We start from the raw sequence: 23,204 nt of genomic DNA, 5'->3' as shown, positions 1-23,204 counted from the left end.
CGGTTTGCGAATGCGACGTCACATTCGCAGGAGCCGGGCGGGTCTGTCAAGCTGCCGCGATGCCGAGCCCCGCCGACGCCCCCGCCGCCCGCACGCAGAACGCGCGCGGCCGTGCCTCGCGCGCCCGGCTGCTCGAGGCCGCCGCGACCTGCTTCGGGCGGGACGGGTACGCGGCCACCCGCATCGCCGACATCACCGCCGAGGCGGGCATGTCACCGGCGAGCTTCTACCGGCACTTCCCCGACAAGACCACGCTCCTGCTGGAGGCGCTCGCCGGGCCGCTGGACGCGCTGCTCGCCGCCACCGGCCCGCTGACCGAGCACAGCACCGTCGACCCCGAGGCGATCGTCGCGCGCAACACCGAGTTCTTCCGCGTCTACGCCGCGCACCGCCGCACGCTGCGGGTGCTGCGCGAGCTCGCCGTCAGCCACGAGGACGGCCTGGACGAGATCTGGCTGCAGCGCCGCCGCGAGTACGTCGACCGGATCGCCGGCTGGCTGCGGCGCCTGCAGGCCGCCGGGGAGCTGCGGACCACCGACGTCGACGTGCTCGCCGACGCGCTCGGCGCGGTCCTCGACCAGCTCGCCTACACGCGGCTCGGCCTCGCCGCGCGCGAGCCCGGCGAGGAGGACATCGCGACGCTCGGCCGCGTCGCGGGCGAGATCTGGATCGGCGCGCTCACGCGCGGGGCGGGCACGTGAGGCGCGCGACGCTCGCCGCGGGGCTGGCGCTCGGCCTCGCCGGGGCCGGGGCCGCCGCCGGTCCGCCCGCCGCGGACGCCGCGATCCCGACGATCCACGCGCACCGCGGCGGGGCGCTCGACCTCGGCGTGCCCGCCCGCCCGGAGGACACGCTCGAGGCGTTCCGTCACACCGCCGCCGTGCACCCCGACGCGTGGCTCGAGCTCGACGCGGTCGTCAGCCGCGACGGCGTGCCGTTCGTGCTGCACGACTCGACGCTCGACCGCACCACCGACTGCTCCGGCGCCGTGCCCGACCGGACCGCCGCCGAGATCGAGGCGTGCCGCGTCGACGTGCTCGGGGTGAGCGAGACGCTCGTGCCCGCCCCGGCGACGCCCGCGATCCGGGTGCCGCGCCTGCGCGCGGCGCTCGCGTTCGCGCGCGAGACGGGACGGTCGGTGAACCTCGAGATCAAGCGCATCCCCGGTGACCCCGGCTACGTGCCCGGCAGCGAGGCGTTCGCCGAGGCGGTGATGGCGGACGTCGTCGCAGCCGGCCTGCCCGGCGAGCGGCTCATCGTCCAGAGCTTCGACCCGTCGAACCTCGAGACCGCGCGGCGCGTGCTGCCCGGCGTGCAGACCTCGCTGCTGACGCTCGCCGTCGCCGACGCGCTCGGCCCTGCGCTCGCCGCGGCCCGCGGCTACGACTGGGTGTCCCCCGGCTCGGTGCCGACCGCCGCCTACATGGCGCAGGCCCGCGCGCTGGGCCTGAAGGTCGTGCCCTACACGCTGAACACCGAGGCGCAGGTGCGGGCCGCCGCCGCGGTCGGCGTCGACGCGCTGATCACCGACGACGTGCCGCTCGCACGGCAGGCGCTCGGCCTCCCGGCGCAGGTCGCCGCGCCGGTCCCGGCCGTCCCGCGCGGGGCGACCGTCGCGTTCCCGCGGCGCACCCGCGCGCAGGTGCTCGCCCGCGGCGGCGTCGCCGTGCTGCTGCGCGCGCCCGGCGCGGCGCGCGCGACCGTGACGCTGCGCCGCGGCCGCACCGTGGTGGCGCGCGGGACGGTGCGCCTGGCGCGCGGCGGCGAGCGGCGGCGGCTGCTCGCGCTGACCGCCACCGGGCGCCGGCTCGTCCGCGCGGCCCGCGTGCCGCTGCGCCTGACGGCCCGGGTGGTCGTCGGCGGGCGCGCGAGCACGCGCGCGATCACGCTGCGCTGAGCGCGGGCGGCGTCAGGCCCAGACCGGGCGGCGCTTCTCGAGGAACGCGGCGATGCCCTCGGGGGCCTCACCCTCGGTGATCATCCGCACGACCTCCTCGCCCTCGAACGCCATGCCGGCGGCGACGTCGCCCGCGGCCGCGTCGACGCAGGCGATGATCGAGGCGACCGCCGGGGCGCTCGACGCCGCCAGGCCCCGCGCGAGCGCCCGGGCCTCGGTGACGACGTCGCCGTCCACGAGCCGGTCGACGATGCCGAGCCGGTGCGCCTCGGTCCCGTCGACGCTGCGGCCGGTGAGCATGAGGTCGAGCGCCACGCCGCGGCCCGCGACGCGCGTGAGCCGCTGCGTGCCGCCCGCGCCGGGGATCAGGCCGAGCTTCACCTCCGGCAGCCCGACCGTCGACGCCGGCGTCGCCAGGCGCAGCGTGCAGGCCATCGCCAGCTCGAGCCCGCCGCCGAGCGCGAGCCCGTCGATCGCCGCGACCGACGGGACCCGGGAGGCGGCGAGCGCCTCGAGCGGGTGGCGCAGCGCGTCGCGATAGGCGGCGAACGACGGCCCGTCCAGGGTCCCCATCTGCTTGATGTCGGCGCCGGCGGCGAAGTAGCCCGGCACCGCCGAGCGCACGAGCACGGCCCGCACGTCGTCGTCCGCCAGGCGCGCGACCGCGGCGGTCAGGCCGTCGACGATCGGGGCGCCGAGCGCGTTGGCGGGCGGGCGGTCCAGCACGATCTCGAGGACCCGGTCCTCGACGGTGGCGCGGACGACGGCGGCGGTGTCGGTGCTCATCGGGCGGGACGCTAGAAGCGGGCCGCAGAGCGGTCGTCCCCCCAAGGAGGGGCGCGCATCCCCCGGCGAGGCATATCGCGCCGCCGCGGACGGGACGTACGGTCGCGTCATGTCCATGACCGATGCCCCGACGACCTCGTTCGTCGAGTCCCCGCTGCGCTTCGACTCGCTCTGCGCGGCCTTCCAGCACCGCGTCGGCGCACACCCGGACCGCACGGCCCTGCAGCTCCCCGACGGCAGCGGCGTCCTCACCTACGGCGACTACGGCCGGCGGGTGCAGGCGATCGCCACCGGCCTTGCCTCGCTCGGCGTCGGCCCCGGCGACACCGTCGCGCTGCAGCTGACGAACCGCCCCGAGTTCCACCTGCTCGACACCGCCGTCCTGCACCTCGGGGCGACGCCGTTCTCCGTGTACAACACGAACCCCGCGGCGGTCACCACGGGCCTGCTGCACAACTCCGACGCCACGGTGTTCGTCACCGAGGAGGCGTTCCTGCCGGTGGTCCGCGAGGCGGTCGCGGGCGCGCCGACCGTGCAGCGGGTGATCACCGTCGACGGTGGCGACGCGGACCTCACGCTCGCCGAGCTCGAGGCGCTCGACGCCCCCGACGGCTTCGACTTCGACGCCTCGTGGCGCGCGGTCGGCGGCGACGCGGTGTGCACGATCGTCTACACGTCGGGCACCACCGGCGCGCCGAAGGGCGTGCAGCACACGCACGCGGGCCTGCTGTTCGGGCTCGACTCGATGAACCTGCTGTGCCCGATCAGCGAGGCCGGCCGGGTCGTCTCGTACCTGCCGATGGCGCACATCGCCGAGCGGTACATCAGCCACTACGCGTCGCTGGCGTACGGGTACTCGATCACGTGCGTGCCGGACCCGACGCAGCTGGCGGCGGCGCTGGCGATGACCCGCCCGACGCGGTTCTTCGGGGTCCCGCGGATCTACGAGAAGCTGCGCGGCGCGATCCTCGCCGCGATCGACGGCGAGCAGGACCCGGCGCGCAAGGCCGGCATGCAGGGCGCGCTCGACGCCGGGCTCGCGAAGGTCCGGGCCGAGCAGGCGGGCGAGGAGCCGACCGCCGAGCAGCAGGCGGCGTTCGAGCAGGCCGACGAGCTCGTGCTGTCGAAGTTCCGCGCGAAGCTCGGCATGGACGAGCTCGAGTGGTCGGCGGTCGCCGCCGCCCCGACCCCCTACGTCGTGCTGGAGTTCTTCCACGCGATCGGCGTCCGGGTCGCCGAGCTCTGGGGCATGTCGGAGTGCGTGCTCTCGACGTCCAACCCGCCGAACGGGCGCATCAAGCTCGGCAGCGTCGGCTACCACCTGCCCAACGTGCAGGTGCGGCTGGCCGACGACGGGGAGATCCTCGTCAAGGGGCCGAACGTCATGTGCGGCTACCGCAAGGACCCGGAGAAGACGGCGGAGGCGGTCGACGCCGACGGGTGGCTGCACTCGGGCGACATCGCGGAGGCCGACGAGGACGGCTACCTGCGGATCGTCGACCGCAAGAAGGAGCTGATCATCAACGCGGCCGGCAAGAACATGAGCCCGGCGCACATCGAGATGACGATCAAGGGCGAGTCGAACCTCATCGCCCAGGTCGTCGCGATCGGTGACGCCCGGCAGTACGTGACGGCCCTGATCGTGCTCGACCCCGAGACCGTCGTGCCCTACGCGGCCAACCGCGGCATCGACACCACCGACATCGCAGCGCTCGCCGAGCACGCCGACATCCACGCGCAGATCGCGGCGGCGGTCGAGCGCGGCAACGCGAAGCTCGCGCGCGTCGAGCAGCTCAAAGCGTTCACCGTCCTGCCGGTCGCCTGGGTGCCCGGCGGCGACGAGCTGACCCCGACGATGAAGATGAAGCGCAAGGTCATCGACGAGAAGTACGCGGACGTGATCGCCGGGCTGTACGGCTGAGCGCCGCGGCGGCCGCCGGCTCGGCGCAGCGCGTCGCGACGGCGGCCGCCGGTTCCCACTGGCGCCCGGACAGCCTGTCCGGGTACGCTCCCCGGGAGGTACCTCCGGGGAGGGAGAGACGGATGGGCATCGCCGTTCCGGCCGCGGCCGGGAATCAGGGTCGGGAGGAGCTGCGCGAGTTGTTCGACGCCGCCGCGCCGGTCGACGTGGCCGACGCGCTGGCCCGCCTCGACGCGCTCGTGGCGCACGACGACGCCGAGCGGCGCGCCGCCGGGGAGGGCATCGAGGCGCGCTTCGACGCGCTGCTGCGCACCCACCGTGCGCTCGGCCGGCTGCGCGACGAGGCGAACACGCCGCAGGCGCTGATCGAGAACGCGCCGCGCGCCGTGGCGGAGGCGTGCGGCTTCACGCGCGTGATGATCTCCCGCGTACGCGGATCGATGTGGGTGCCCGAGGTGCTGCACATCGCCGAGGGCTCCGACCCCGAGGGCGGCGACGCCTTCCGCAGCTACATCGAGCAGGCGGAGATCCCGCTCGCGCACATGCTCATGGAGACCGAGCTCGTGCGCCGCCGGATGCCCACGATCGTCGAGGACCCGCCCACCGACGAACGCACGTTCAAGGCGATCGTCGACGTCTCCCGCTCGCCGTCCTACGTCGCCGCACCGATCCTCTCCACGCGCCGGGTGATCGGCTTCTTCCACGCCGACGCCTTCGGGCAGGGCCGGGCGCTCACCGCCGAGGACCGCGACGCGCTGTGGCTCTTCACCGAGAACTTCGCGCTCCTGTTCGAGCGCGCGGTGCTCGTGCAGCGCCTGGAGGAGCAGCGCACCCGCCTGCAGGAGGCGCTCGCCCGTGCGGCGCGCCGCATCGACGAGATGTGCACGGAGGACATCGACCTGGTCCGGCACGAGCCGATCGCCGCGCCCGGCGCCGGCGGGGCCCGCGCCGCGGCGACCGCCCGGCCCGCCACCCGCATCGACGGGCTGCTCACCGCGCGCGAGCGCGAGGTGCTCGAGCTCATGGCCTCGGGCGCGACCAACACCGGCGTCGCGCAACGGCTCGTGATCAGCGAGGGCACGGTGAAGTCCCACGTCAAGCACATCCTGCGCAAGCTGCGGGTCGCCAACCGCGCCGAGGCCGTCTCGCGCTACCTGCACATGGTCCACCGCGAGCGGCGGGCCGGGCTCTGATGACCCTCGTCCAGGACCCGACGCGGCGGGAGCGCGACGGGCGCAGCCGCGCCGAGCAGGCCGCCGCGGACCGGCTGGAGGCCGTCCGGCGGCTGGTGACGGGCGCGCTCGGCGCCGACGCCGCCGCGCTGCTGCCCGACGACACCAACCCGGGGGCGCTCGCCAACGGGCTCCCGCCGGTGGTCGCCGCACTGCGCGTCGCGCTCGCCGACCGGCCCGCGCTCGACGGGCGCGCGGAGCGCCTGCTGCGCGCGGCGCTCGCCACCCAGGACCTCGCCGCGGAGGCCCAGGCCCGTGTCGTGGGCCTGCGCGCGCAGCTCGACGCCGACGTCGAGCGCGGCCTCGCCGAGCTGCGCGGCATCACCTCGCCGAACGAGCTGCTGGACCGCGCCTGCCAGCAGGTCGTGCGCTCCTGCGGCTTCCGTCGCGCGATGCTGAGCCGCGTCGAGGGCACGACCTGGCAGCCGTGGCAGGTCCGCTTCGACGAGGACCGCGACGCCGAGGCCACGTTCGCCACCTGGATGGACGGCGTGCGGATCGACCTCGACGAGGCGCCGCTCGAGCGCGAGGTGCTCGAGCAGCGCCGACCCGCGCTCGTGCTCGACGCGACCGCCGACCCGCGCGTGCACGCCGGCATCGTGGCCGCCGGCCGGACCCGCTCCTACGTGGTCGCCCCGATCATCCCGGCCGGACGCGTCGTCGGCTTCCTCCACGCCGACCACATGCCCAGCCAGCGCCCCGTGGACGAGACCGACCGCTACGCGCTCTGGGCGTTCGCGGAGGGCTTCGGGCGGCTCTACGAGCGCGCCGTCCTGATCGAGCGGCTGCAGGCGCAGCGCTCCCAGATCCACGAGACCTTCGACCTCGCCGAGGAGATGATGGCCTCGCTCGCCACCGCCGACCTCGAGCTCGTCCGCGATCCGACCCGCAGCCGCCAGGAGCAGCCCGCCGCCGGGGAGGGGGACGGTCCGGTCCCACGCGCGGAGATCGACGCGCTGCTGACCGAGCGCGAGCGCGAGGTCCTGCAGCTGATGGTGCGCGGCCTGGCCAACGGCGCGATCGCCGAGCGCCTGGTGATCAAGGAGGGGACCGTGAAGTCCCACGTCAAGCACATCCTGCGCAAGCTCGGGGCGGTCAACCGCGCCGAGGCGATCTCGCGGTACCTCGGCGGGGCGTTCGACTAGACCACGATCTCCACGCCGGCGCCGACCGCCTCGTACGTCGGGCGGGCACGCGCGTCACGCGTGGCGAGGACGATCCCGTGCTCCTTCGCCGCGAGCGCCACGAGGGCGTCGTAGACGGCTCCGCCGCCGAGGCCGAGCGGCGCCAGCAGGTCGGGGACCCGGCGCGCGGTCGCCGCCCGGAGCGTGAGCGGAGCCGCGAAGCGCTGGCGCAGCAGTGCCGCGGCGTCCGCGGGCGCCACTCGCAGGTCGCCCGGAAGTCGGGTGAGCACCGAGTAGGTCTCCACCCAGGCGTGTCCGCAGAGGCACGCCTCGCGCCCGTCGAGCCACCGCATCGCGCTGGCGTGCGCGTCCCCGGTCTCGACGAGCAGGGCGATCGCGACGCTCGTGTCGAGCGCCAGCACGTTCAGCGTCGCCCGGCGTCGATCAGGCCGAACAGCGTCTCGTCGTCCAGGCGCGTCTCGCCCGTGACGACGGGGACGCCGTCGCGCTCGACGATCCTGGCGGTCCGCCCCCCGGGGACGAGCTGCAGACCGGCGCCGTAGCGGGAGATGTCCACCGTGCTGCCCGGCGTCAGGCCGAGCTCGTCCCGGAGGGCCTTCGGGACGACGATGCGGCCGGCGGCGTCGATCGTGGTCTGCATTGGCAGCAGCCTACCATCGAGCTGCCACCCACTCACCGCGCCCGGCGCGCCGCGGGCGACGACGCGTCGCCCCGGCTCGGGAGGGCGACGGTGGCCTTCCCGGGCATGACGTCCTCCCCGCGCTGGTTGACCGCACGGGTCTCGATGTCGATCAGGTGCTCGCCCTCGTCGGAGACGCGCTTGCCCGTGACGGTGCCGGACAGCTCGACGACGTCGGAGAGGAACACGAAGCGGCGGTAGCGCGACTCGCACGAGACGATCCAGCCGTGGTCACCGCACCAGTGGCTGAGGTGGTGGATCTGCCAGGCCTGGCGCTGGAAGCCGACGTCGTACGGGTAGCCGACCCCCATCGCGCGGGCCGCGTGCTTGTTGTAGTGCACGGAGTAGATCGGCTCCTGCGCGTGGGTCTCCGGGTCGCGGAAGGACCACGCGGGGTGCTTGGCGTAGGAGTGCAGCGCGACCGCGTGGGCGCTGAGGCGCGGGATCGGGGTGCCCCCGCCGACGACGAACGCGATCTCGTCGGTGAGGCCGATCGGGCCCTTGGTCAGCGTGTCGACGTGGTCGCCGACCGCGACGTCCTCGGCGTAGCGCGGGGTGGCGCCGCGGGGCTGCTCGGCGAGGACCTGCGCCTCGATGCGCTCGACGTCCTCGGGCGCCCACTCGTGCGGCAGCGTCGGGCCGGAGCCCTTCGAGGCCTTGTCCGCGGTCTTCTCCTTCGCGGTCGCGCGCTCGAAGTTCACGACCTCCCAGTGGATCTGCGCGAGCTCCTCGCCGTCCTGGTTGCGGTAGCGGTTGGTGAAGAGGTCGGTGACCATGTCGCCCGCGAAGTTCGACGGTCGCGGGCCGGTGAAGCCGTCGTAGGTGCACGTGGCGTGCACGGTGTCGCCGATGTAGACCGGCTTGCGGAAGGTCACCCGGGTGAGGTTGTGGAACGAGCCGAGGCCCGGCCAGCCGAACTGGATCCCGCTGAAGCAGCCGATGAAGAAGCTCGGCGGGGCGACGGGCGCGCCGTAGGGCGAGGCCCGCGCGTACTGCGCGTCGGTCCACAGCGGGTTGATGTCGCCGATGCCGGCGGCGAACTTCGCGACCGCGATGCGGGTCGCCTCCTCGTTGTTGGTGGAGTGCTCGATCCGCAGGTCGGTGCCGGCACGGGCGCGCATCCGCTCGATGAGCTCCTCGGTCAGGCGGGCTTCGGGCATCCGGGCTTCGGTCTCAGCGGCCATGTCCCGAGAATACTCTAGTGCCCAACCAATGACATGTAGACTTTCTGCCATGAGCCGCTTCGAGTGGGGCGACGAGGTCGTCCGGGAGGACCCGTTCCTCGTGTACGCGCAGCGCCGTCGGCGGCTGCCGCAGCTGCTGCTCGACGCCGCCCGCTGGGGCGGGAAGGTCCACCTCGTGCAGGGCGAGCGGGAGCTGACGTTCGACGACACCTTCGCCGCGATCGGCGCCGTCGCCCGGCACCTGCGCGAGGACCACGGCGTGCGCCCGGGGGACCGCGTGCTGATCCTCGCCGCGAACTCGCCCGAGTGGGTCGTGTCGCTGTGGGCCGGGCTGGCCGTCGGCGCGATCGTCGCGCCCGGCAACGGCTGGTGGAGCGAGGAGGAGGTCGAGCACGCGCTGCGCCTGGTCGAGCCGACGCTCGTGATCGGCGACGCGCGCCGGCTCGAGAAGGTCGCCGCCGGCACGCCCACGATCGACGTCGCGACGCTGCGGCCGATCGTCGACGGCGCCACGGGCGGGGCGGCCGCGCTCGGCGAGCTCGCCCTCGAGGGAGACGAGACCGACCCGGCGCTGATCGTCTTCACCGCCGGCACCACCGGGCTGCCGAAGGGCGCCACGCTCGCCCACCGGTCCTGGATCGCCACGATGCACCAGTCGCTCGCCGTGTCTCGGCGGCTGCCGCACACCCTGCCCGACGACGCGGGCTTCGTGTCGCTGCTCACCGGCCCCCTCTTCCACATCGGGGGGCTGCAGGCGCTCGGCCTGGCGCTGCTCGGCGGCGGCAAGCTCTGCTTCCTGGAGGGCCGGTTCGACCCGGGCCAGGTGCTCGAGGTGATCGAGAAGCACCGCGTCGAGGTGTGGGGGGCGATCCCCACGATGACGATCCGCGTCCTGGAGCATCCGTCGATCGGCGAGCGCGACCTGTCGAGCATGCGGTCGGTGCCGCTCGGCGGGGCACCGGTCTCCCCCGAGCTGCTCGAGCGGATCCAGCAGGCGTTCCCGAACACGCGACGGCGCGTGACCAACGTGTACGGGATGACGGAGACCAGCGGCACGCTCGCCGCCGCGTCCGGTCGCCTGATGGCCGAGCACCCCGGCACGACCGGCGCGCCGCTGCCGCTCGTGGAGCTCGTGATCGCCGAGCCGGACGCCGACGGGGTCGGCGAGGTCCTCGCCCGCACCCCCGGGCAGATGCTCGGCTACTGGCGGGACGACGAGGCGACCGCCGGCATCATCGACGCCGACCACTTCGTGCACACCGGCGACCTCGGACGGCTCGTCGACGGGCGCCTCTCGATCACCGGCCGCTCCAAGGACATCGTCATCCGCGGCGGGGAGAACATCGCCGCCCCGCACGTGGAGAGCGTCCTGCACGAGCACCCGGACGTCGCCGACGTCGCCGTCGTCGGCCTGCCGCACCCCGACCTCGGGGAGGAGGTCGCCGCCGCCGTGCGCCTGCGGCCGGGCGCGACCGCCGACGTGGAGGCGCTCACCGCGTACGCGCGCGAGCGGCTCGCGTCGTTCAGCGTGCCGAGCGCCTGGTGGCTGAGCGATGATGAGCTCCCCATGACCGACGCCGGCAAGGCCGACAAGAAGCGCCTGCGGGCGATCTTCCCTCGCGATGGCGCGTGAGCCCGAGCCCGACCCCGTCGAGTGGGTCCGCGAGCGCTGGGAGGAGCAGGGCCTCCCCGAGGCGGAGCGGTTCGCCGCCGCCGCCTCCCTGATGCGCGCGCACGCCGTCGCCGTCCAGGGCTTCGAGGCGGCGCTGCGCCCGCACGAGCTGACGCGGACGCAGTACCTCGTCCTCGTCACCCTGCAGCTGTCACCGGGCGGCGCCCGCCGGCTCTCCTACCTGTCCCGCTACCTGATGGTCCACCAGACGACGATCACCCAGCTCGTCGACCAGTTCGAGCAGCGCGGGCTCGTCACGCGCGAGCCGCACCCGACCGACCGTCGCACGACGCTCGCCGTCCTCACCCGGAGCGGGCGCGCCCTGCTGAAGCGCGCGACGAAGGACGCGGCGGCCGCCGGGTTCGGCCTCGGCCCGGTCGACGACACCACCGTCGGCGAGCTGACCGGGTCGCTGCGCGCGATGCGCCGGGCGACCGGCGACCTGACCTAGGCCTGCGGCCGCGCCGGCAGCGTCCCGTCCAGGACGTAGCGCAGCACGTCCACGACCTGCTCGGGCTCCCGCGCGACGACGAGCGCCGCCCGGTCGACCTCCTTGAGCGCGTGGTCGTGCTCCTCCGGGTGCAGCGTGATCAGCGGCTTGCCCAGCGCGGCCGCGTAGCCGGCGTCGAACGCCGCGTTCCACTGCCGGTACTGCTCGCCGAAGCGGACGACGACCACGTCGGAGGCCTCCAGCAGCGAGCGGGTGCGGATCGCGTTGACGCCCGCGCCCAGGTGGTCCTTCCAGAACGGCTTGCCCTCCGGCCCGAGGATCGCCACACCGCAGTCGTCGGAGGCGGCGTGGTCGGTGACCGGGCCGTAGAAGGTGAGCTCGAGGCCGGCGTCGGCGCAGCCGCGCTCGATGCGCTCGCGCCAGTCGGTGTGGATCTCGCCGGAGAGGTAGACCGTCCAGGACATGCCGCAGACCTACCCGGTGGGCCGTGCGCGCACGCCCGGCTCAGGCCGCCACGGAGAGCGGCGGGCCGAGCAGCTCGCGCATCTCGTCGAGGTAGGCGCCGCGGCTGAAGTGCATGACGTGGCTGCCGCGGTACCAGTGCAGGCGCGGGTGGCCCCAGTGCTCCCACAGGTCGACGCTCTGCTGCGGCGGGGCGAGCCGGTCGCCGAGACCGCCGATGATCATCAGCCGCTCGCGCGGGATCACCGGCGGGTAGCTCAGCGGCGAGTGGACCGCCAGCGCCGCGTCGAGCTGCTCGCGGCCCGCCCCGTGCAGCGCGCCGAGCAGGCCGATCCCGACCCCGGCGGGGACCCACTCGCGCAGCAGCACCGGCAGGTTCGTCACCGGCGCGTTGGGGATCACCGCGTCGAGGCGGTCCTCCACCGTCGCGACCATCGCGCTCGTGTAGCCGCCCAGCGACAGGCCGGTGAGCGCGATCCGCGGCACGCCGAGCGCCTCGAGGTGGTCGACGAGGATCCGGAAGTCGTGGACCGCGTGGATCATCGCCTCGTTGAACGTCGCGAAGCCGTGGCTGAAGACCTCGGAGCCGTTGATGAGGTTGCGGCGCGTCGCCCCGCGCGGACCGTGGAACGGCAGCGTGTACAGCAGGACGTCCCAGCCCTGCGCGAAGAACTGCGGCAGCGAGAAGAACGCGCTGTTGAACCAGTACTGCGCTGCCCCAAAGCCGTGGATGACGCAGAGCGTCGGGCGCGGGCCGTCGTCGTGGCGCCAGTGCTGCGCCCAGCCGACGCCGTTGCGCCGATGGCGGGCGTAGTCGGCGCGCATCGCCGGGTTGCGCGCGACGTACGGGCTCGTGAACTGGAGGTTGCGCGCGCGCCCGCCGGGCAGCTCGGGCAGGCCGCTGGAGCTCAGCCGCTCGACCACCGGCACGCCGCGCGGCGGCCGCACGAACACCTCCTCGGCGGTCGCGGTGCGCGCGAGCTCGGCGTGGAACGCGAGGTTCGCGCGCTCCTTGCGCCCCCAGGTGAGCGCGCCGCCGGGGATCGACGCCGCGGTGACCGCGGTGGCGACCGCGGTCCGCAGGGCCACGTCGCTGACGACGGAGCCGGCGTGAAGCGCCCGCGACAGCAGGTCGAGCTCGGACACCTCCGGCAGGCCGTGGGTGGCGACGACGCCGTCCGGCGTCTCGAGGGTCGGGGCCGTCGGGCTCATCGCGCGAGGAACCTAGCAGGCGTTCGGTATGTGTCCGCCGCTCAGGGGCGCGGATCCCCCAGGCCCATCGCGCGGCCGATGATCTCCTTCATGATCTCGGTCGTGCCGCCGTAGATCCGCAGGATGCGGGCGTCGGCGTAGTCGCGGCAGATCGGGTACTCGGTCATGTAGCCGTAGCCGCCGTGCAGCTGCAGGCACTCGTCGGTGACGCGACCGAGCATCTCCGACGCCCAGTACTTCGCCTGCGCCGCCTCGACGGCGGTCAGCTCGCCGGCGACGTGCGCCTCCAGGCAGCGGTCCACGAACGCGCGCGTCACGTCGAGGTCGGTGCGGCAGTGCGCGAGCGTGAAGCGCGAGTTCTGGAACGTGCCCACCGGCCGGCCGAACGCGGTGCGGTCCTGCACGTACTCGAGCGTGCGGTCCAACGCGCCCTGCGCGGCGCCGACCGCGCCGACCGCGATCGACAGGCGCTCCTGCGGCAGGTTGTGCGTGAGGTGGCGGAAGCCGTCGCCCTCGGCGCCGATGAGGTTCTCGCGCGGCACCCGGGCCCCGTCGAAGAACAGCTCGGCGGTGTCCTGCGCGTGCTGGCCGAGCTTCTCGAGGTTGCGCCCGCGGCTGAACCCCGGCGTCGCGCCGGTCTCGACCATCAGCAGGCTGATGTCGGCGTGCGTGCCGGTCGTGCCGGTGCGCACGGCGGTGATCACGAGGTCCGCGTTGAGGCCGCTGGTGATGAACGTCTTGGACCCGTCGACGACGTAGTGGTCGGGGTCGTCCGGGTCGATCCGCGCCTTCGTCGTCATTCCGGCGAGATCGCTGCCGGTGCCCGGCTCGGTCATCGCGATGCCCAACACGAGGTCGCCGGAGACGATGCCCGGCAGCCACCGCGCCTGCTGCTCGGGGCTGCACAGCTCCAGCACGTACGGCAGCGCGACGTCGTTCTGCATCGTGATGCACAGCGAGAACGCGTTCAGCCCGCGGACGGTCGCCTCCTCGTTGAGGACGCTGTTGAATCGGAAGTCGTCCGCGCCCGCGCCCCCGAACTCCTCCGGCACGGCGAGGCCGTAGAAGCCGAGCTCGCCGACGCGCCGGAGCACCTCGCGCGGCACGCGGCCCTCGCGCTCCCACGTGTCGTAGTGGGGGACGACCTCGGCGTCGAGGAAGCGCCCGAAGCTCTCGCGCAGGTCGTCGTGGTCGGCGGTGTAGACGGAGCGCTTCATGCGAGGGCCTCCCGGACGGCGGCGACACCGTCGATCTGGGTCAGGGGATGGGGGTGTGCGGGCGAGAGCGAGAAGCCGTCGACGCCGGCGTCGCGGTACTCCTGCACGCGCTGCGCGATCTGCGACACGCTGCCGATCAGCGCCCACTGCTCGACGAGGTGGAACGGCATGCCGTACTGGCGCCGGATGTGCTCGGCGGCCTGCTCGGCGCCGACCGCCGGGTCCTCGCAGACGTTCACGAACGCGACGAGGCAGACCCCCGGGGCGGGGCGGCCGTGCTCGGCCGCGAGCTCGGCCAGCCGGTCGCGCGCGGTCGCGACGTCGGCGGGGTCCATCCACATCGGGAAGTAGGCGTCGCCGACGCGCGCGGCGCGCCGCAGCGCCGCCTCGGAGCGGCCGCCGACCAGCACGGGCGGCATCCCGGAGGCGGGGACGGGGGCGAGGCCGTCGCAGTCGACCGGCAGGATCCCGTCGGCCTTCACCGCCTCGCCGGACAGCAGGCGCGGCAGCAGGTCCAGCGCCGCGTCGAGCCGGCGGCCGCGCTCCTTGCGGTCGATGCCGACCGCGCGGAACTCGGGCTCGTACTCGCCGCCGAGGCCGACGCCGAGCAGCAGCCGGTCGGGCGCGAGCGCCAGCACCGTGGCCAGCTGCTTGGCGAGCAGCGTGACCGGGCGCAGCGTCGGGTTGAGGATCGCGGTGCCGACCGTGATCCGCTCGGTGACCGCGGCCGCCGTCGTCAGGACGGTCATCGCCTCGAGCACCGGCCGGTGGAAGAGCAGGTGGTCGGGCACCCAGACGTGGTCGAGGCCCGCGGCCTCCGCGGCGCGGGCGGCCTCGACGACCGGGGTGCCGTTGCCGAACGCGTCGATGGTGGGCAGGGCCAGGCCGATCCCGGCCCAGGGTGGGCGGGTCGCGTCGGTGCTCGTCATCCGCTGATCTCCTGCAGCGCGCGTCGGCGCGCGGTCGGGGTGTGGCCGCGCAGGTGCGCGACACCGTGTTCGGTCACGACGACGTCGAGGTCCGCCCGCGTGGTGCTCACGGGGCCGTGGAGCCGCTCGACGATCCGGGCGGCGGGGAGCGCGACGACGCCGACGCCGCCGCTGGCGACGGCGGCGCGGAGGAAGTCGCCCTGGCCGCCGATCGCCCCGATCGGCCGGCCGTCGATCGACTCGCAGCCGGCGTTGCCGTCGAGGTCCACCTCGAGCGCGCCGTTGAGCGCGACGAGCCGACCGACCGCGCCCAGTCGCGCCGCCGAGTGGGTCGCGCTGACGGTCCGCAGGACGACGTCGTCGCGCCCGTCGACCGCGTCGAACAGCCGCCGGGTGCCGACGAGCGCGCCGGTCACCGTGAGGCCGGTGTCCGTCGGCTTGCGCGCACCCGTGACGACGCCGGCCTCGAGCAGGTCGAGCACCCCGTCGGTGATCATGCCGCTGTGCACGCCGAGGTCCGCGCGGTCGTGGAGTGCGGCGAGGATCGCGTCGGGGAGCGCTCCGATCCCCATCTGGAGCGTGTCGCCGTCGCGCACGAGCGGGGCGACGTGCGCGGCGATCGCGCGCTCGACCTCGCCGGGCGCCGGGACGTGCAGCTCGTGCACGGGCTCGTCGAGCTCGATCGCGTGGGTGATCGCGTCGAAGGGGATCGTGGCGCCGCCGACGCGCGGCAGGCGGGCGTTGACCTGCGCGATCACCACGCGGGCGTGCGCGATCGCGTCCGGCAGGTAGTCGGCCGCGACGCCGAGCGCGCAGCGCCCGTCGGCGTCGGGCGGGGTGACCTGCAGGAGCACGACGTCGGCGCGGACCAGGCCCTCGGCGAACGCGCGCGGGAGCGCCGAGTAGTTCGTGGGGACGACCTCGAGCCCCGGGATCCGGCCGGTGCGCCCGAGGCCCCCGTAGGAGCGCACGCGGATCCCGTCCGGGACGTCGGCCGCGTGGTCGTGCAGGGACATGCCGAGGAACACCTCGAGGTCCGGGACACCGGACCGCCAGAGCGCGCGCACCAGCGGCAAGGGCTCCGCGGACAGGTTGCCGACCACGACCCCGTCGCCGGGCCGCAGCCAGCGGGTGAGGTCGAGGTCGCCGGCCATCAGGGCAGTCGCTGGATGATCGACCCGACGCCCTGCCCGCCGCCGCAGCACATCGTGGTGAGCCCGAGCTCGCCGCCGGTGCGCTCGAGCTCGTTGAGGATCGTGGCGAACAGCCGGGCACCGGTGGTGCCGACCGGGTGGCCGAGCGCCATCGCCCCGCCGTTGACGTTCACCTTGCGCATGTCGGGCGCGAGCTCCTTCGCCCACGCGAGGACGACCGAGGCGAACGCCTCGTTGCACTCGAACAGGTCGATGTCGTCGACGGTCAGCCCGGTGCGCGCGAGGAGCTTCTGCGTCGCCGGGATCGGGCCGGTGAGCATGAGCACCGGGTCGACGCCGACGGTGACGTGGTCGATCACCCGTGCGCGCACGCGCAGGCCGAGGCGCTCCGCGGTCGCCCGCGAGGCGAGCAGCACCGCCGCGGCCCCGTCGGAGATCTGCGACGAGGTGCCCGCGGTCACGCGTCCGCCCTCGGGGCGGAAGGGCGTCTTCAGCCCGGCGAGGGACTCCATCGACGTCCCCGGGCGCATCCCCTGGTCGACGTCGACGACGCCGTGCGGCGTGGTCAGCGGGACGATCTCGTCCGCGAACCGTCCCTCGTCGGTCGCGCGGACCGCGCGCGCGTGGGACTCGACCGCGAGTGCGTCCATCTCCTCGCGGGAGATGTCCCACCGCACCGCGATCTCCTCGGCGCTCCAGCCCTGGCCCTGCACGTCGTAGCGCGACGTGAGCTTCTCGGTCCACGCGGCGCCGTAGAGCTTCTCGGTCTCCGCGACCGACGGCATCGGCACGTGCTGCATGTGCTCGACGCCGGACGCGATGACCAGCTCGTGGGTGCCGGAGGCGACCATCGCCGTGGCGTAGGAGACCGCCGACTGCGCGCTGCCGCAGCGCCGGTCGATCTGGATGCCGGGCACGCTCGGCGGATAGCCGGCCTGCAGCCAGGCGTTGCGCGCGATGTTGCGGGACTGCTCGCCGAACGGGGCGGTGCAGCCCGCGATCACGTCGTCGACCGCGGCGGGGTCGAGGCCGTTGCGATCGACCAGCGCGACGAGGCAGGCCTCGAGCAGGTCGGCGGCGTGCGTGTCGCGGAAGGCGCCCTTCTCGGGGTGCGACCGGCCGATCGCGGTGCGGACCGCGTCGACGATGACGACCTCGCGCGAGGCGTCCAGGAGCGGAGAGCGGACGGTGGTGGCGGCCATCGTCAGATCACCGTCCCGCCGTCGACCGCCAGCACCTGGCCGGTCATGTACGCGGCGTCGTCGGAGGCGAGGAACGCGAACGTCCCCGCCACCTCGGACGGCTCGGCGAACCGCCCGAGCGGGATCCGGGCGAGCGTGAGCCTGGCCAGCTTCTCGTCGGTGCGGACCTTCTCGGTCATCGCGGTCGCCGCCAGGGGCGCGACGGCGTTGGCGGTGATCGACCGGCGCGCGAGCTCCTTGGCGCAGGACTTCGTGAAGCCGATGATCCCGGCCTTCGCCGCCGCGTAGTTGGCCTGGCCGATCGTGCCGGTCTGGCCCGCGGCGCTCGTCGTCGTGATGATCCGGCCGGTGCCGTCGTCGGGCAGGTACGCCAGCGCGGTGCGGACCGTGCGGTAGGTGCCGCCGAGGTGCACGTCGAGGACCGACCCGAAGGTCTCCTCGTCGAGGTTCTTCAGCATCGCCGGGCGCGAGTTGCCCGCGATGCAGACGACGACGTTGATCGTGCCCGTGAGGCCCGCCGCGGTCTCCACCGCCCGCGTGACGTCGTCGGGTGACGCCACGTCGCAGGCGACGCCGAGCGCGTCGCCCGGGAGCGTCGCGGCGACGCGCGCCGCGGCCTCCCCGTCGCGATCGGCGAGCACGACGCGCGCGCCTTCCTCCGCGAGCCGGCGGGCGACGGCCTCGCCCACGCCCGCACCCGCACCCGTCACCAGGGCGATCCGCCCGTCCAGTCCACGCACGTCCAGCGCTCCCTAGTAGCTTCGCGGCAGGCCGAGCACGTGCTCGCCCACGTAGTTGAGGACCATCTCCTGCGGCAGCGGCGCGAGCTTCAGCAGCCGCGCCTCCTTGTAGTAGCGCTCCACGTGGTACTCGCGGGCGTAGCCGAAGCCGCCGTGGGTCTGGATCGCGCGGTCGCACGCCTCCGTCCCCGCCTCGCTGCACAGGTACTTCGCCGCGTTGGCCTCCAGGCCCGCGCTCTCCCCCGCGTCGTACTTCCAGGAGGCCTTGCGCAGCACGAGCTCGGCGGCGTCCAGCCGCATCCGCGAGTCGGCCAGCGGGAACTGGATGCCCTGGTTCTTGCCGATCGGCCGGCCGAACACCACGCGCTCGTTGGCGTACTGCACCGCCCGCCGCAGCGCCGCGCGCCCCAGCCCGAGCGCCTCGGCGGCGATCAGGATCCGCTCCGGGTTCAGCCCGTCCAGCAGGTACTTGAAGCCCTGGCCCTCCTCGCCGACGAGATCCTCGACGGGGATCTGCAGGTCGTCGATGTACACCTCGTTGGAGTCGACCGCCTCACGGCCCATCTTCGGGATCGGCCGGATCTCGATGTTCGGCGACTGCACGTCGGTGAGGAACAGCGACATGCCGTCGGTCTTCTTCGCGCAGTCCTCGAGCTTCGTCGTGCGCGTCAGCAGCAGCACCTTCTCGGAGTGCAGCGCCTTGGAGATCCAGACCTTGCGCCCGTTGCACGTGTAGTGCGTGCCCGCCTCGTTGCGCTTCGCGAACGTCTTCGTCGCGGTCGTGTCCAGCCCGGCGTCCGGCTCGGTCACGCCGAAGCAGACGTGCATCTCGCCGCTGACGATCTTCGGCAGCAGCCGCGCCTTCATCTCCGGCGACCCGTGCTTGATCACGGGATGCATCCCGAAGATCATCCCGTGCAGCGACGAGGCCGCGTTCATCCCGCCACCGGACGCCGCGATCTCTTCGAGCATGATCGACGCCTCGGTGATCCCCAGGCCGCTGCCGCCGTGCTCCTCCGGCACGCAGATCCCCAGCCACCCGTCACGCGCGAACGCGTCGTAGAACTCGTGCGGGAACTCGTGCCGGCTGTCCTTCTCGAGCCAGTACTCGTCGTCGAACTGCGCGGCCAGGTCGGCCACCGCACGGCGAATCGTCTGCTGGTCCTGCGTGGGGGTGAAGTCCACGGCTCTCGCTCCTCCGCTCCTTAACGATCGTTAGGGAGCATAGCGGAGGCTCTCCGGTCGCGCCGGATACCATTGACTTTCAAATACCGGCGGTATATCAATGCGGGCGTGCCGACCCGACTGACCCGCGCCGAGCAGACCGACCGCAACCGCGAGGCCCTCCTGGAGACCGCCCGAACGGTGTTCGTCGAGCGCGGCTACGCCGGCGCCACGCTCGACGCCATCGCCCGCGAGGCCGGCTTCTCCAAGGGCGTCGTCTACTCCCAGTTCGCGAGCAAGGCCGACCTGCTGCTCACGCTCCTGGAGCGCCGGATCGAGGACCGCGCGCGCGACAACGCCCGATCCACCCGTCGCACCGGCCCGGGGCCGGACGCGCTGCGCGCCCTCGTACGCGCCAACCGGCGGCGGAGCGCGCAGGACACCGCGTGGATGCGGCTGACGATCGAGTTCCGGCTGGCCGCCGCCCGCGAGCCGGACGTCGCCGCGCGCTACGCGCGCGTGCACGAGCGCGCCCTCGACGCCCTCACGAGCGCCGTGGAGGACGCCGCGGGTCCCGATCTCCTGCCCGTCGGCGCACGAACCTTCGCGACCTTCCTCTTCGCCCTGGACCTGGGCATGACGCTCGAGCGCGCGGCCGACGCGGGCGCCCTGCCCGACCGTGACGTGCTGACCATCCTCGACCACCTCCTGGCCCCGGAGAGCACCCCGTGAGCACCACCCCGCACGCCCCGTTCAGCGCGTTTCGCTCGCGACTGGAGGACCTCGTCCTGGCCGAGCGTCCGGAGCACCTCGAGCGCCGCACCTGGTCCCGCGACCGTCTCATCGCCCACCAGCGCGCCGCGCTCGCGGACCTGGTCGCCCATGCCGTCGAGCACTCCGCGTTCCACGCCCGGCGGCTCGCCGGAATCGACCTGACGACGCTCGACCCGACCGACCTGCGCGACCTGCCCGTCATGACGAAGACGGACCTCATGGAGCACTTCGACGACGTCCTCACCGTCCCCGGGATCGACCGTGCCCGCGTCGAGGCCGCCCTTGCCGCGACGAACGGCACGCCGGTTCCCCTCACCGGTGACCACCTCGCCTTCACCTCCGGCGGCAGCTCCGGCGTGCGCGGCATGTTCGTCTACGACCTCCCGGCGCTCGCGCAGTTCGTCGGCGCCTTCTCCCGCAACCTGCTCGCCCGCCTGCTGAGCTTCGGCGACCTGCCGCCCGACGGCGTGGCGGTCGCGTACGTCGGGGCGGGCAGCGCCGTGCACATGACCGGGGTCACCGAGCCGCTCTCGGAGGGCGGGCGGCTCGGCCTGCGCTACACCGTCGTCCCGGCGACCGCGCCGATCGCCGACATCGTCGCCCGCCTGAACGCCCTCGCTCCGCCGCTGCTCGCCGGGTACCCGAGCATCCTCGCCCGGCTCGCCGACGAGCGGGCCGCCGGCCGGCTGGAGATCACCCCGCTCGCGGTCACCGCGACGAGCGAGCCGCTCGGACCGGATGCCCGCACCCGCATCTCCGCGGGCTTCGGCGTGCCGCTGGTCAACGGGTACGCCACGACCGAGGGCCTCCAGGGGATGTCGGCGCCCGACGACGAGGCGATCGTGCTCGCCGAGGACGGTTGCATCGTCGAGCTCGTCGGCGCCGACGGCACACCGGTCGAACCCGGGACCCCGAGCGCGCGGGTCCTGGTCACGACCTTGCGCAACCGGGCGCAGCCGCTGATCCGCTACGAGCTGACCGACAGACTGCTCGCGCTGCCCGCCGCCCCGGACCACGGCCACCTCCGTGTCGCGGTGCATGGTCGGGACGACGAGCATCTGCGCTGGGGCGACGTCGAGATCCACCCGCTGGCCTTTCGCTCCGTCCTGGTGACCGAGCCCGGCATCGTCGAGTACCAGGTGCACCAGCACCCCGACGGGGTCGTGGTCGACGTCGTCGCCCCCTCGGGCGACATCGACGGGGACGCGCTGGCGGACCGACTCTCCGCCGCCCTTGCCGGGGCCGGGGCGCCCGCGCGGACCGCGGAGATCCGGTCGGTCGAGACGATCGCGCGGCACCCCGTGACGGGCAAGGTCCGACGCTTCGTGCCACTCGCCGCCTGAGCGATCGTTCAGGCGCTCGGCGCCCCCGCCCGCTCGCGCGCGAAGTCCACGAACCACTGGAACGCCTCCGGGTTGGCCAGCGCGTCGCGGCTCGCCGCCCGCTCCGGGTCGTGGCCCATCAGCAGCCGCTTGACCGGGACCTCGAGCACCTTGCCGGTGAGCGTGCGCGGCACCTGCGCGACGACGTGCACCTCGTCGGGCACGTGGCGCGGGGAGCAGTCGGCGCGGACGCGGCGCACGAGCGCGTCGCGCAGCTCGTCGGTCAGCTGCGCCCCCTCGGCGAGCACGACGAACAGCGGCATCCACGCCTCGCCGGACCCGTCGGTCGGCGGCACGTCCACGACCATCGCGTCGACGATCTCGTCCAGCGCCAGGACCGCCGCGTAGATCTCCGCGGTGCCCATCCGGATCCCGCCGCGGTTGATCGTCGAGTCGCTGCGGCCGTGGATCACCGCGCCGCCGTGCGCGGTCAGCGAGATCCAGTCGCCGTGGCGCCAGACCGGTCCGCGGCCCTCCTCGACGTCGTAGTGGGCGAAGTACGCGTCGCGGTAGCGCGCGCCGTCCGGGTCGTTCCAGAAGCCGACCGGCATCGACGGCATCGGCTGCGTGACGACGAGCTCCCCGACCTCCCCCGTGGCGACCGGCCGGCCGTCGTCGTCCCACGCCTGCAGGTCGACCCCGAGCCCCGGGGCCTGCAGCTCCCCCTCGTACACGGGCACCAGCGGATTCGCGCCGACGAACGCGCCCGCGATGTCGGTGCCGCCGCTGGCGCTGAACAGCCACGTGTCCGGCCCGACCTCGTCGTAGACCCAGCGGAAGCCCTCGGGCGAGAGCGGCGAGCCGGTCGAGCCGACCGCGCGGATCCGCAGGGCGCGACCGTCCCGCGGCTTCGTCCCCGCCTTCAGGCAGCCGTGCAGGTAGGCGGCGCCGGTGCCGAACACGGTCACGCCGGCGTCCGCGCACAGCTGCCACAGCACGTCCATCGACGGGTAGCCGGGGTTGCCGTCGAACAGCACGATCGACGCGTCGGTCATCAGTCCGGCGACGAGGTAGTTCCACATCACCCAGCCGGTCGTGGTGAACCACAGGACCCGGTCGTCGGGGCGGGTGTCGTGCTGCAGTCGCCAGGTCTTCAGGTGCTCGAGCACGATCCCGCCGTGGCCGTGCACGATCGCCTTCGGCAGGCCGGTCGTCCCGGAGGAGTAGAGGATCCACAGCGGGTGGTCGAACGGCACGCGCGCGAACGCGAGCGGCTCGTCGGTCTCGGGGAACGCGGAGGACCAGTCCCCGGCGGCCGGGTCGAGGTAGCCGAGCCGCACCGTGCGGCGCAGCGACGGGAGTGCCGCCTCGAGCTCGGCGACGACCCCGCGACGGTCGAACCGCCGACCGCCGTACGCGTAGCCGTCGACGGCGAGCAGGACCGTCGGCTCGATCTGCGCGAAGCGGTCGACGACCGTGCGGCTGCCGAAGTCCGGCGAGCAGCACGACCAGGTCGCGCCGAGCGAGGCGGTGGCCAGGAACGCGGCGACCGTCTCGGGGACGTGCGGCAGGTAGCCGACGACGCGGTCGCCCTGCATGACGCCCATCGCGCGCAGGCCGGCGCGGATGCGGGCGGTCTCGGCGCGCAGCCGACCCCACGTCCAGACGTCGATCCCGTCGCGCACCTCGCCCGCCGCCTGGAGCGCGAGCGCCTCGTCGTCCTTGCCGCGGAACACGTGCTCGGGGAACGACAGCCGCGCGTGCGGGAACCAGACCGCGCCGGGCATCCGGGCGTCGGCGAGCGCCGGCTCGGCCGGACCGTCGTGCAGGACGTCGAACCGGTCCCACACGGCGGTGCGCCAGAACCGCCCGACGTCCGCGACCGACCAGGCGTGCAGCGCGGCCGCGTCGGCGAGCCCGAGCTCGTCGCACAGGCGGGCCATCTCGCTGTCGCGCAGGAGGTCGTCGGCGGGGGACCAGAGCGGGGCGTCGGGCATGGCGTCGACGCTACCCCGGGACCGGCAGGGCGACGTCCCACCGACGGGCCAACCGGATCCCCCG

Annotated in this window: 22 protein-coding genes; 9 read left to right on the top strand and 13 right to left on the bottom strand. The window is 74.1% G+C overall.

Annotated elements, in window-relative coordinates; genetic code table 11:
- The first annotated feature begins 59 nt into the window (after positions 1-59).
- Positions 60-701, top strand: a complete 642-nt coding sequence (locus C7Y72_RS07600; protein ID WP_107568166.1) for a TetR/AcrR family transcriptional regulator — start codon at positions 60-62, stop codon at positions 699-701.
- Positions 698-1,897, top strand: a complete 1,200-nt coding sequence (locus C7Y72_RS07595) for a glycerophosphodiester phosphodiesterase (RefSeq protein ID WP_107568165.1) — start codon at positions 698-700, stop codon at positions 1,895-1,897. Before C7Y72_RS07600 ends, C7Y72_RS07595 begins: the two co-directional genes overlap by 4 nt.
- A 12-nt stretch (positions 1,898-1,909) precedes the next feature.
- Here C7Y72_RS07595 and C7Y72_RS07590 read toward each other — a convergent pair whose 3' ends face one another.
- Entirely contained in the window at positions 1,910-2,683 is a 774-nt protein-coding gene (locus tag C7Y72_RS07590) for an enoyl-CoA hydratase/isomerase family protein (RefSeq protein WP_107568164.1), read from the bottom strand.
- Positions 2,684-2,792: 109 nt separating this feature from the next.
- On the opposite strand from C7Y72_RS07590, the gene C7Y72_RS07585 reads away from it, so the two are divergent.
- The 3 genes from C7Y72_RS07585 to C7Y72_RS07575 all read left to right on the top strand — a co-directional run bounded on the left by C7Y72_RS07585 (position 2,793) and on the right by C7Y72_RS07575 (position 6,981).
- Entirely contained in the window at positions 2,793-4,604 is a 1,812-nt protein-coding gene (locus tag C7Y72_RS07585; protein ID WP_107568163.1) for an AMP-dependent synthetase/ligase, read from the top strand.
- Between the two features lie 122 nt (positions 4,605-4,726).
- On the top strand, positions 4,727-5,797 hold the full coding sequence (locus C7Y72_RS23700; RefSeq protein WP_199223880.1) for a LuxR C-terminal-related transcriptional regulator: 1,071 nt from the start codon (positions 4,727-4,729) through the stop codon (positions 5,795-5,797).
- Complete coding sequence (locus tag C7Y72_RS07575) at positions 5,797-6,981, top strand: LuxR C-terminal-related transcriptional regulator (RefSeq protein ID WP_107568162.1); 1,185 nt, start codon at positions 5,797-5,799, stop codon at positions 6,979-6,981. Before C7Y72_RS23700 ends, C7Y72_RS07575 begins: the two co-directional genes overlap by 1 nt.
- On the opposite strand, the gene C7Y72_RS07570 is transcribed toward C7Y72_RS07575, so the two are convergent.
- Genes C7Y72_RS07570 through C7Y72_RS07560 form a run of 3 tightly spaced genes read right to left on the bottom strand, consistent with a single transcriptional unit; the run spans position 6,978 to position 8,844 of the window.
- Complete coding sequence (locus C7Y72_RS07570) at positions 6,978-7,388, bottom strand: PIN domain-containing protein (protein ID WP_107568161.1); 411 nt, start codon at positions 7,386-7,388, stop codon at positions 6,978-6,980. The two genes, C7Y72_RS07575 and C7Y72_RS07570, sit on opposite strands and share 4 nt — an antisense overlap.
- The gene (locus C7Y72_RS07565; RefSeq protein ID WP_107568160.1) at positions 7,385-7,621 is read right to left on the bottom strand and encodes an AbrB/MazE/SpoVT family DNA-binding domain-containing protein; all 237 of its coding nucleotides are present in this window, start codon (positions 7,619-7,621) and stop codon (positions 7,385-7,387) included. The genes C7Y72_RS07570 and C7Y72_RS07565 overlap by 4 nt, the downstream gene beginning before the upstream one ends.
- Positions 7,622-7,653: 32 nt before the next feature.
- Positions 7,654-8,844 carry an FAS1-like dehydratase domain-containing protein gene (locus tag C7Y72_RS07560; RefSeq protein ID WP_199223878.1) on the bottom strand — a complete coding sequence of 397 codons (1,191 nt, stop codon included), beginning with the start codon at positions 8,842-8,844 and terminating at the stop codon, positions 7,654-7,656.
- 49 nt (positions 8,845-8,893) lie between these two features.
- Between C7Y72_RS07560 and C7Y72_RS07555 the strand changes: the two genes are divergently transcribed.
- Positions 8,894-10,477 carry a class I adenylate-forming enzyme family protein gene (locus C7Y72_RS07555; RefSeq protein WP_158276708.1) on the top strand — a complete coding sequence of 528 codons (1,584 nt, stop codon included), beginning with the start codon at positions 8,894-8,896 and terminating at the stop codon, positions 10,475-10,477.
- Positions 10,467-10,967: a MarR family winged helix-turn-helix transcriptional regulator gene (locus C7Y72_RS07550; protein WP_107568157.1), complete on the top strand. Its 501-nt coding sequence runs from the start codon at positions 10,467-10,469 to the stop codon at positions 10,965-10,967. Before C7Y72_RS07555 ends, C7Y72_RS07550 begins: the two co-directional genes overlap by 11 nt.
- Here the strand turns inward: C7Y72_RS07550 and C7Y72_RS07545 are convergent.
- The 8 genes from C7Y72_RS07545 to C7Y72_RS07510 are packed head-to-tail and all read right to left on the bottom strand — an operon-like array spanning position 10,964 to position 19,068.
- Positions 10,964-11,431, bottom strand: coding sequence for a YtoQ family protein (locus C7Y72_RS07545; protein WP_107568156.1), 468 nt, complete (start codon positions 11,429-11,431; stop codon positions 10,964-10,966). The two genes, C7Y72_RS07550 and C7Y72_RS07545, sit on opposite strands and share 4 nt — an antisense overlap.
- Before the next feature lie 40 nt (positions 11,432-11,471).
- Positions 11,472-12,641, bottom strand: a complete 1,170-nt coding sequence (locus C7Y72_RS07540; RefSeq protein ID WP_107568155.1) for an alpha/beta hydrolase family protein — start codon at positions 12,639-12,641, stop codon at positions 11,472-11,474.
- A 41-nt stretch (positions 12,642-12,682) separates the two neighbouring features.
- Positions 12,683-13,858, bottom strand: a complete 1,176-nt coding sequence (locus C7Y72_RS07535) for an acyl-CoA dehydrogenase family protein (protein WP_107568154.1) — start codon at positions 13,856-13,858, stop codon at positions 12,683-12,685.
- Positions 13,855-14,787: an LLM class flavin-dependent oxidoreductase gene (locus tag C7Y72_RS07530; RefSeq protein WP_107568153.1), complete on the bottom strand. Its 933-nt coding sequence runs from the start codon at positions 14,785-14,787 to the stop codon at positions 13,855-13,857. Before C7Y72_RS07530 ends, C7Y72_RS07535 begins: the two co-directional genes overlap by 4 nt.
- Positions 14,784-15,941, bottom strand: coding sequence for an acetyl-CoA hydrolase/transferase family protein (locus tag C7Y72_RS07525; protein WP_107568152.1), 1,158 nt, complete (start codon positions 15,939-15,941; stop codon positions 14,784-14,786). The genes C7Y72_RS07530 and C7Y72_RS07525 overlap by 4 nt, the downstream gene beginning before the upstream one ends.
- Complete coding sequence (locus tag C7Y72_RS07520; RefSeq protein WP_107568151.1) at positions 15,941-17,143, bottom strand: thiolase family protein; 1,203 nt, start codon at positions 17,141-17,143, stop codon at positions 15,941-15,943. The genes C7Y72_RS07525 and C7Y72_RS07520 overlap by 1 nt, the downstream gene beginning before the upstream one ends.
- A 2-nt stretch (positions 17,144-17,145) precedes the next feature.
- The gene (locus C7Y72_RS07515) at positions 17,146-17,883 is read right to left on the bottom strand and encodes an SDR family oxidoreductase (protein ID WP_107568150.1); all 738 of its coding nucleotides are present in this window, start codon (positions 17,881-17,883) and stop codon (positions 17,146-17,148) included.
- 12 nt (positions 17,884-17,895) lie between these two features.
- Positions 17,896-19,068: an acyl-CoA dehydrogenase family protein gene (locus tag C7Y72_RS07510; protein ID WP_107568149.1), complete on the bottom strand. Its 1,173-nt coding sequence runs from the start codon at positions 19,066-19,068 to the stop codon at positions 17,896-17,898.
- 108 nt (positions 19,069-19,176) lie between these two features.
- Between C7Y72_RS07510 and C7Y72_RS07505 the strand changes: the two genes are divergently transcribed.
- Complete coding sequence (locus C7Y72_RS07505) at positions 19,177-19,779, top strand: TetR/AcrR family transcriptional regulator (protein WP_146175292.1); 603 nt, start codon at positions 19,177-19,179, stop codon at positions 19,777-19,779.
- The gene (locus C7Y72_RS07500; RefSeq protein ID WP_107568147.1) at positions 19,776-21,164 is read left to right on the top strand and encodes a phenylacetate--CoA ligase family protein; all 1,389 of its coding nucleotides are present in this window, start codon (positions 19,776-19,778) and stop codon (positions 21,162-21,164) included. Before C7Y72_RS07505 ends, C7Y72_RS07500 begins: the two co-directional genes overlap by 4 nt.
- 8 nt (positions 21,165-21,172) lie before the next feature.
- Here C7Y72_RS07500 and C7Y72_RS07495 read toward each other — a convergent pair whose 3' ends face one another.
- Complete coding sequence (locus tag C7Y72_RS07495; RefSeq protein WP_107568146.1) at positions 21,173-23,140, bottom strand: acetoacetate--CoA ligase; 1,968 nt, start codon at positions 23,138-23,140, stop codon at positions 21,173-21,175.
- Positions 23,141-23,204: the final 64 nt, after the last annotated feature.

It is taken from the genome of Paraconexibacter algicola, assembly GCF_003044185.1.
GTDB lineage: Bacteria > Actinomycetota > Thermoleophilia > Solirubrobacterales > Solirubrobacteraceae > Paraconexibacter > Paraconexibacter algicola.
Note: the sequence above shows the minus strand (reverse complement) of the source record. Positions and strands in the feature narration are given on the sequence as shown.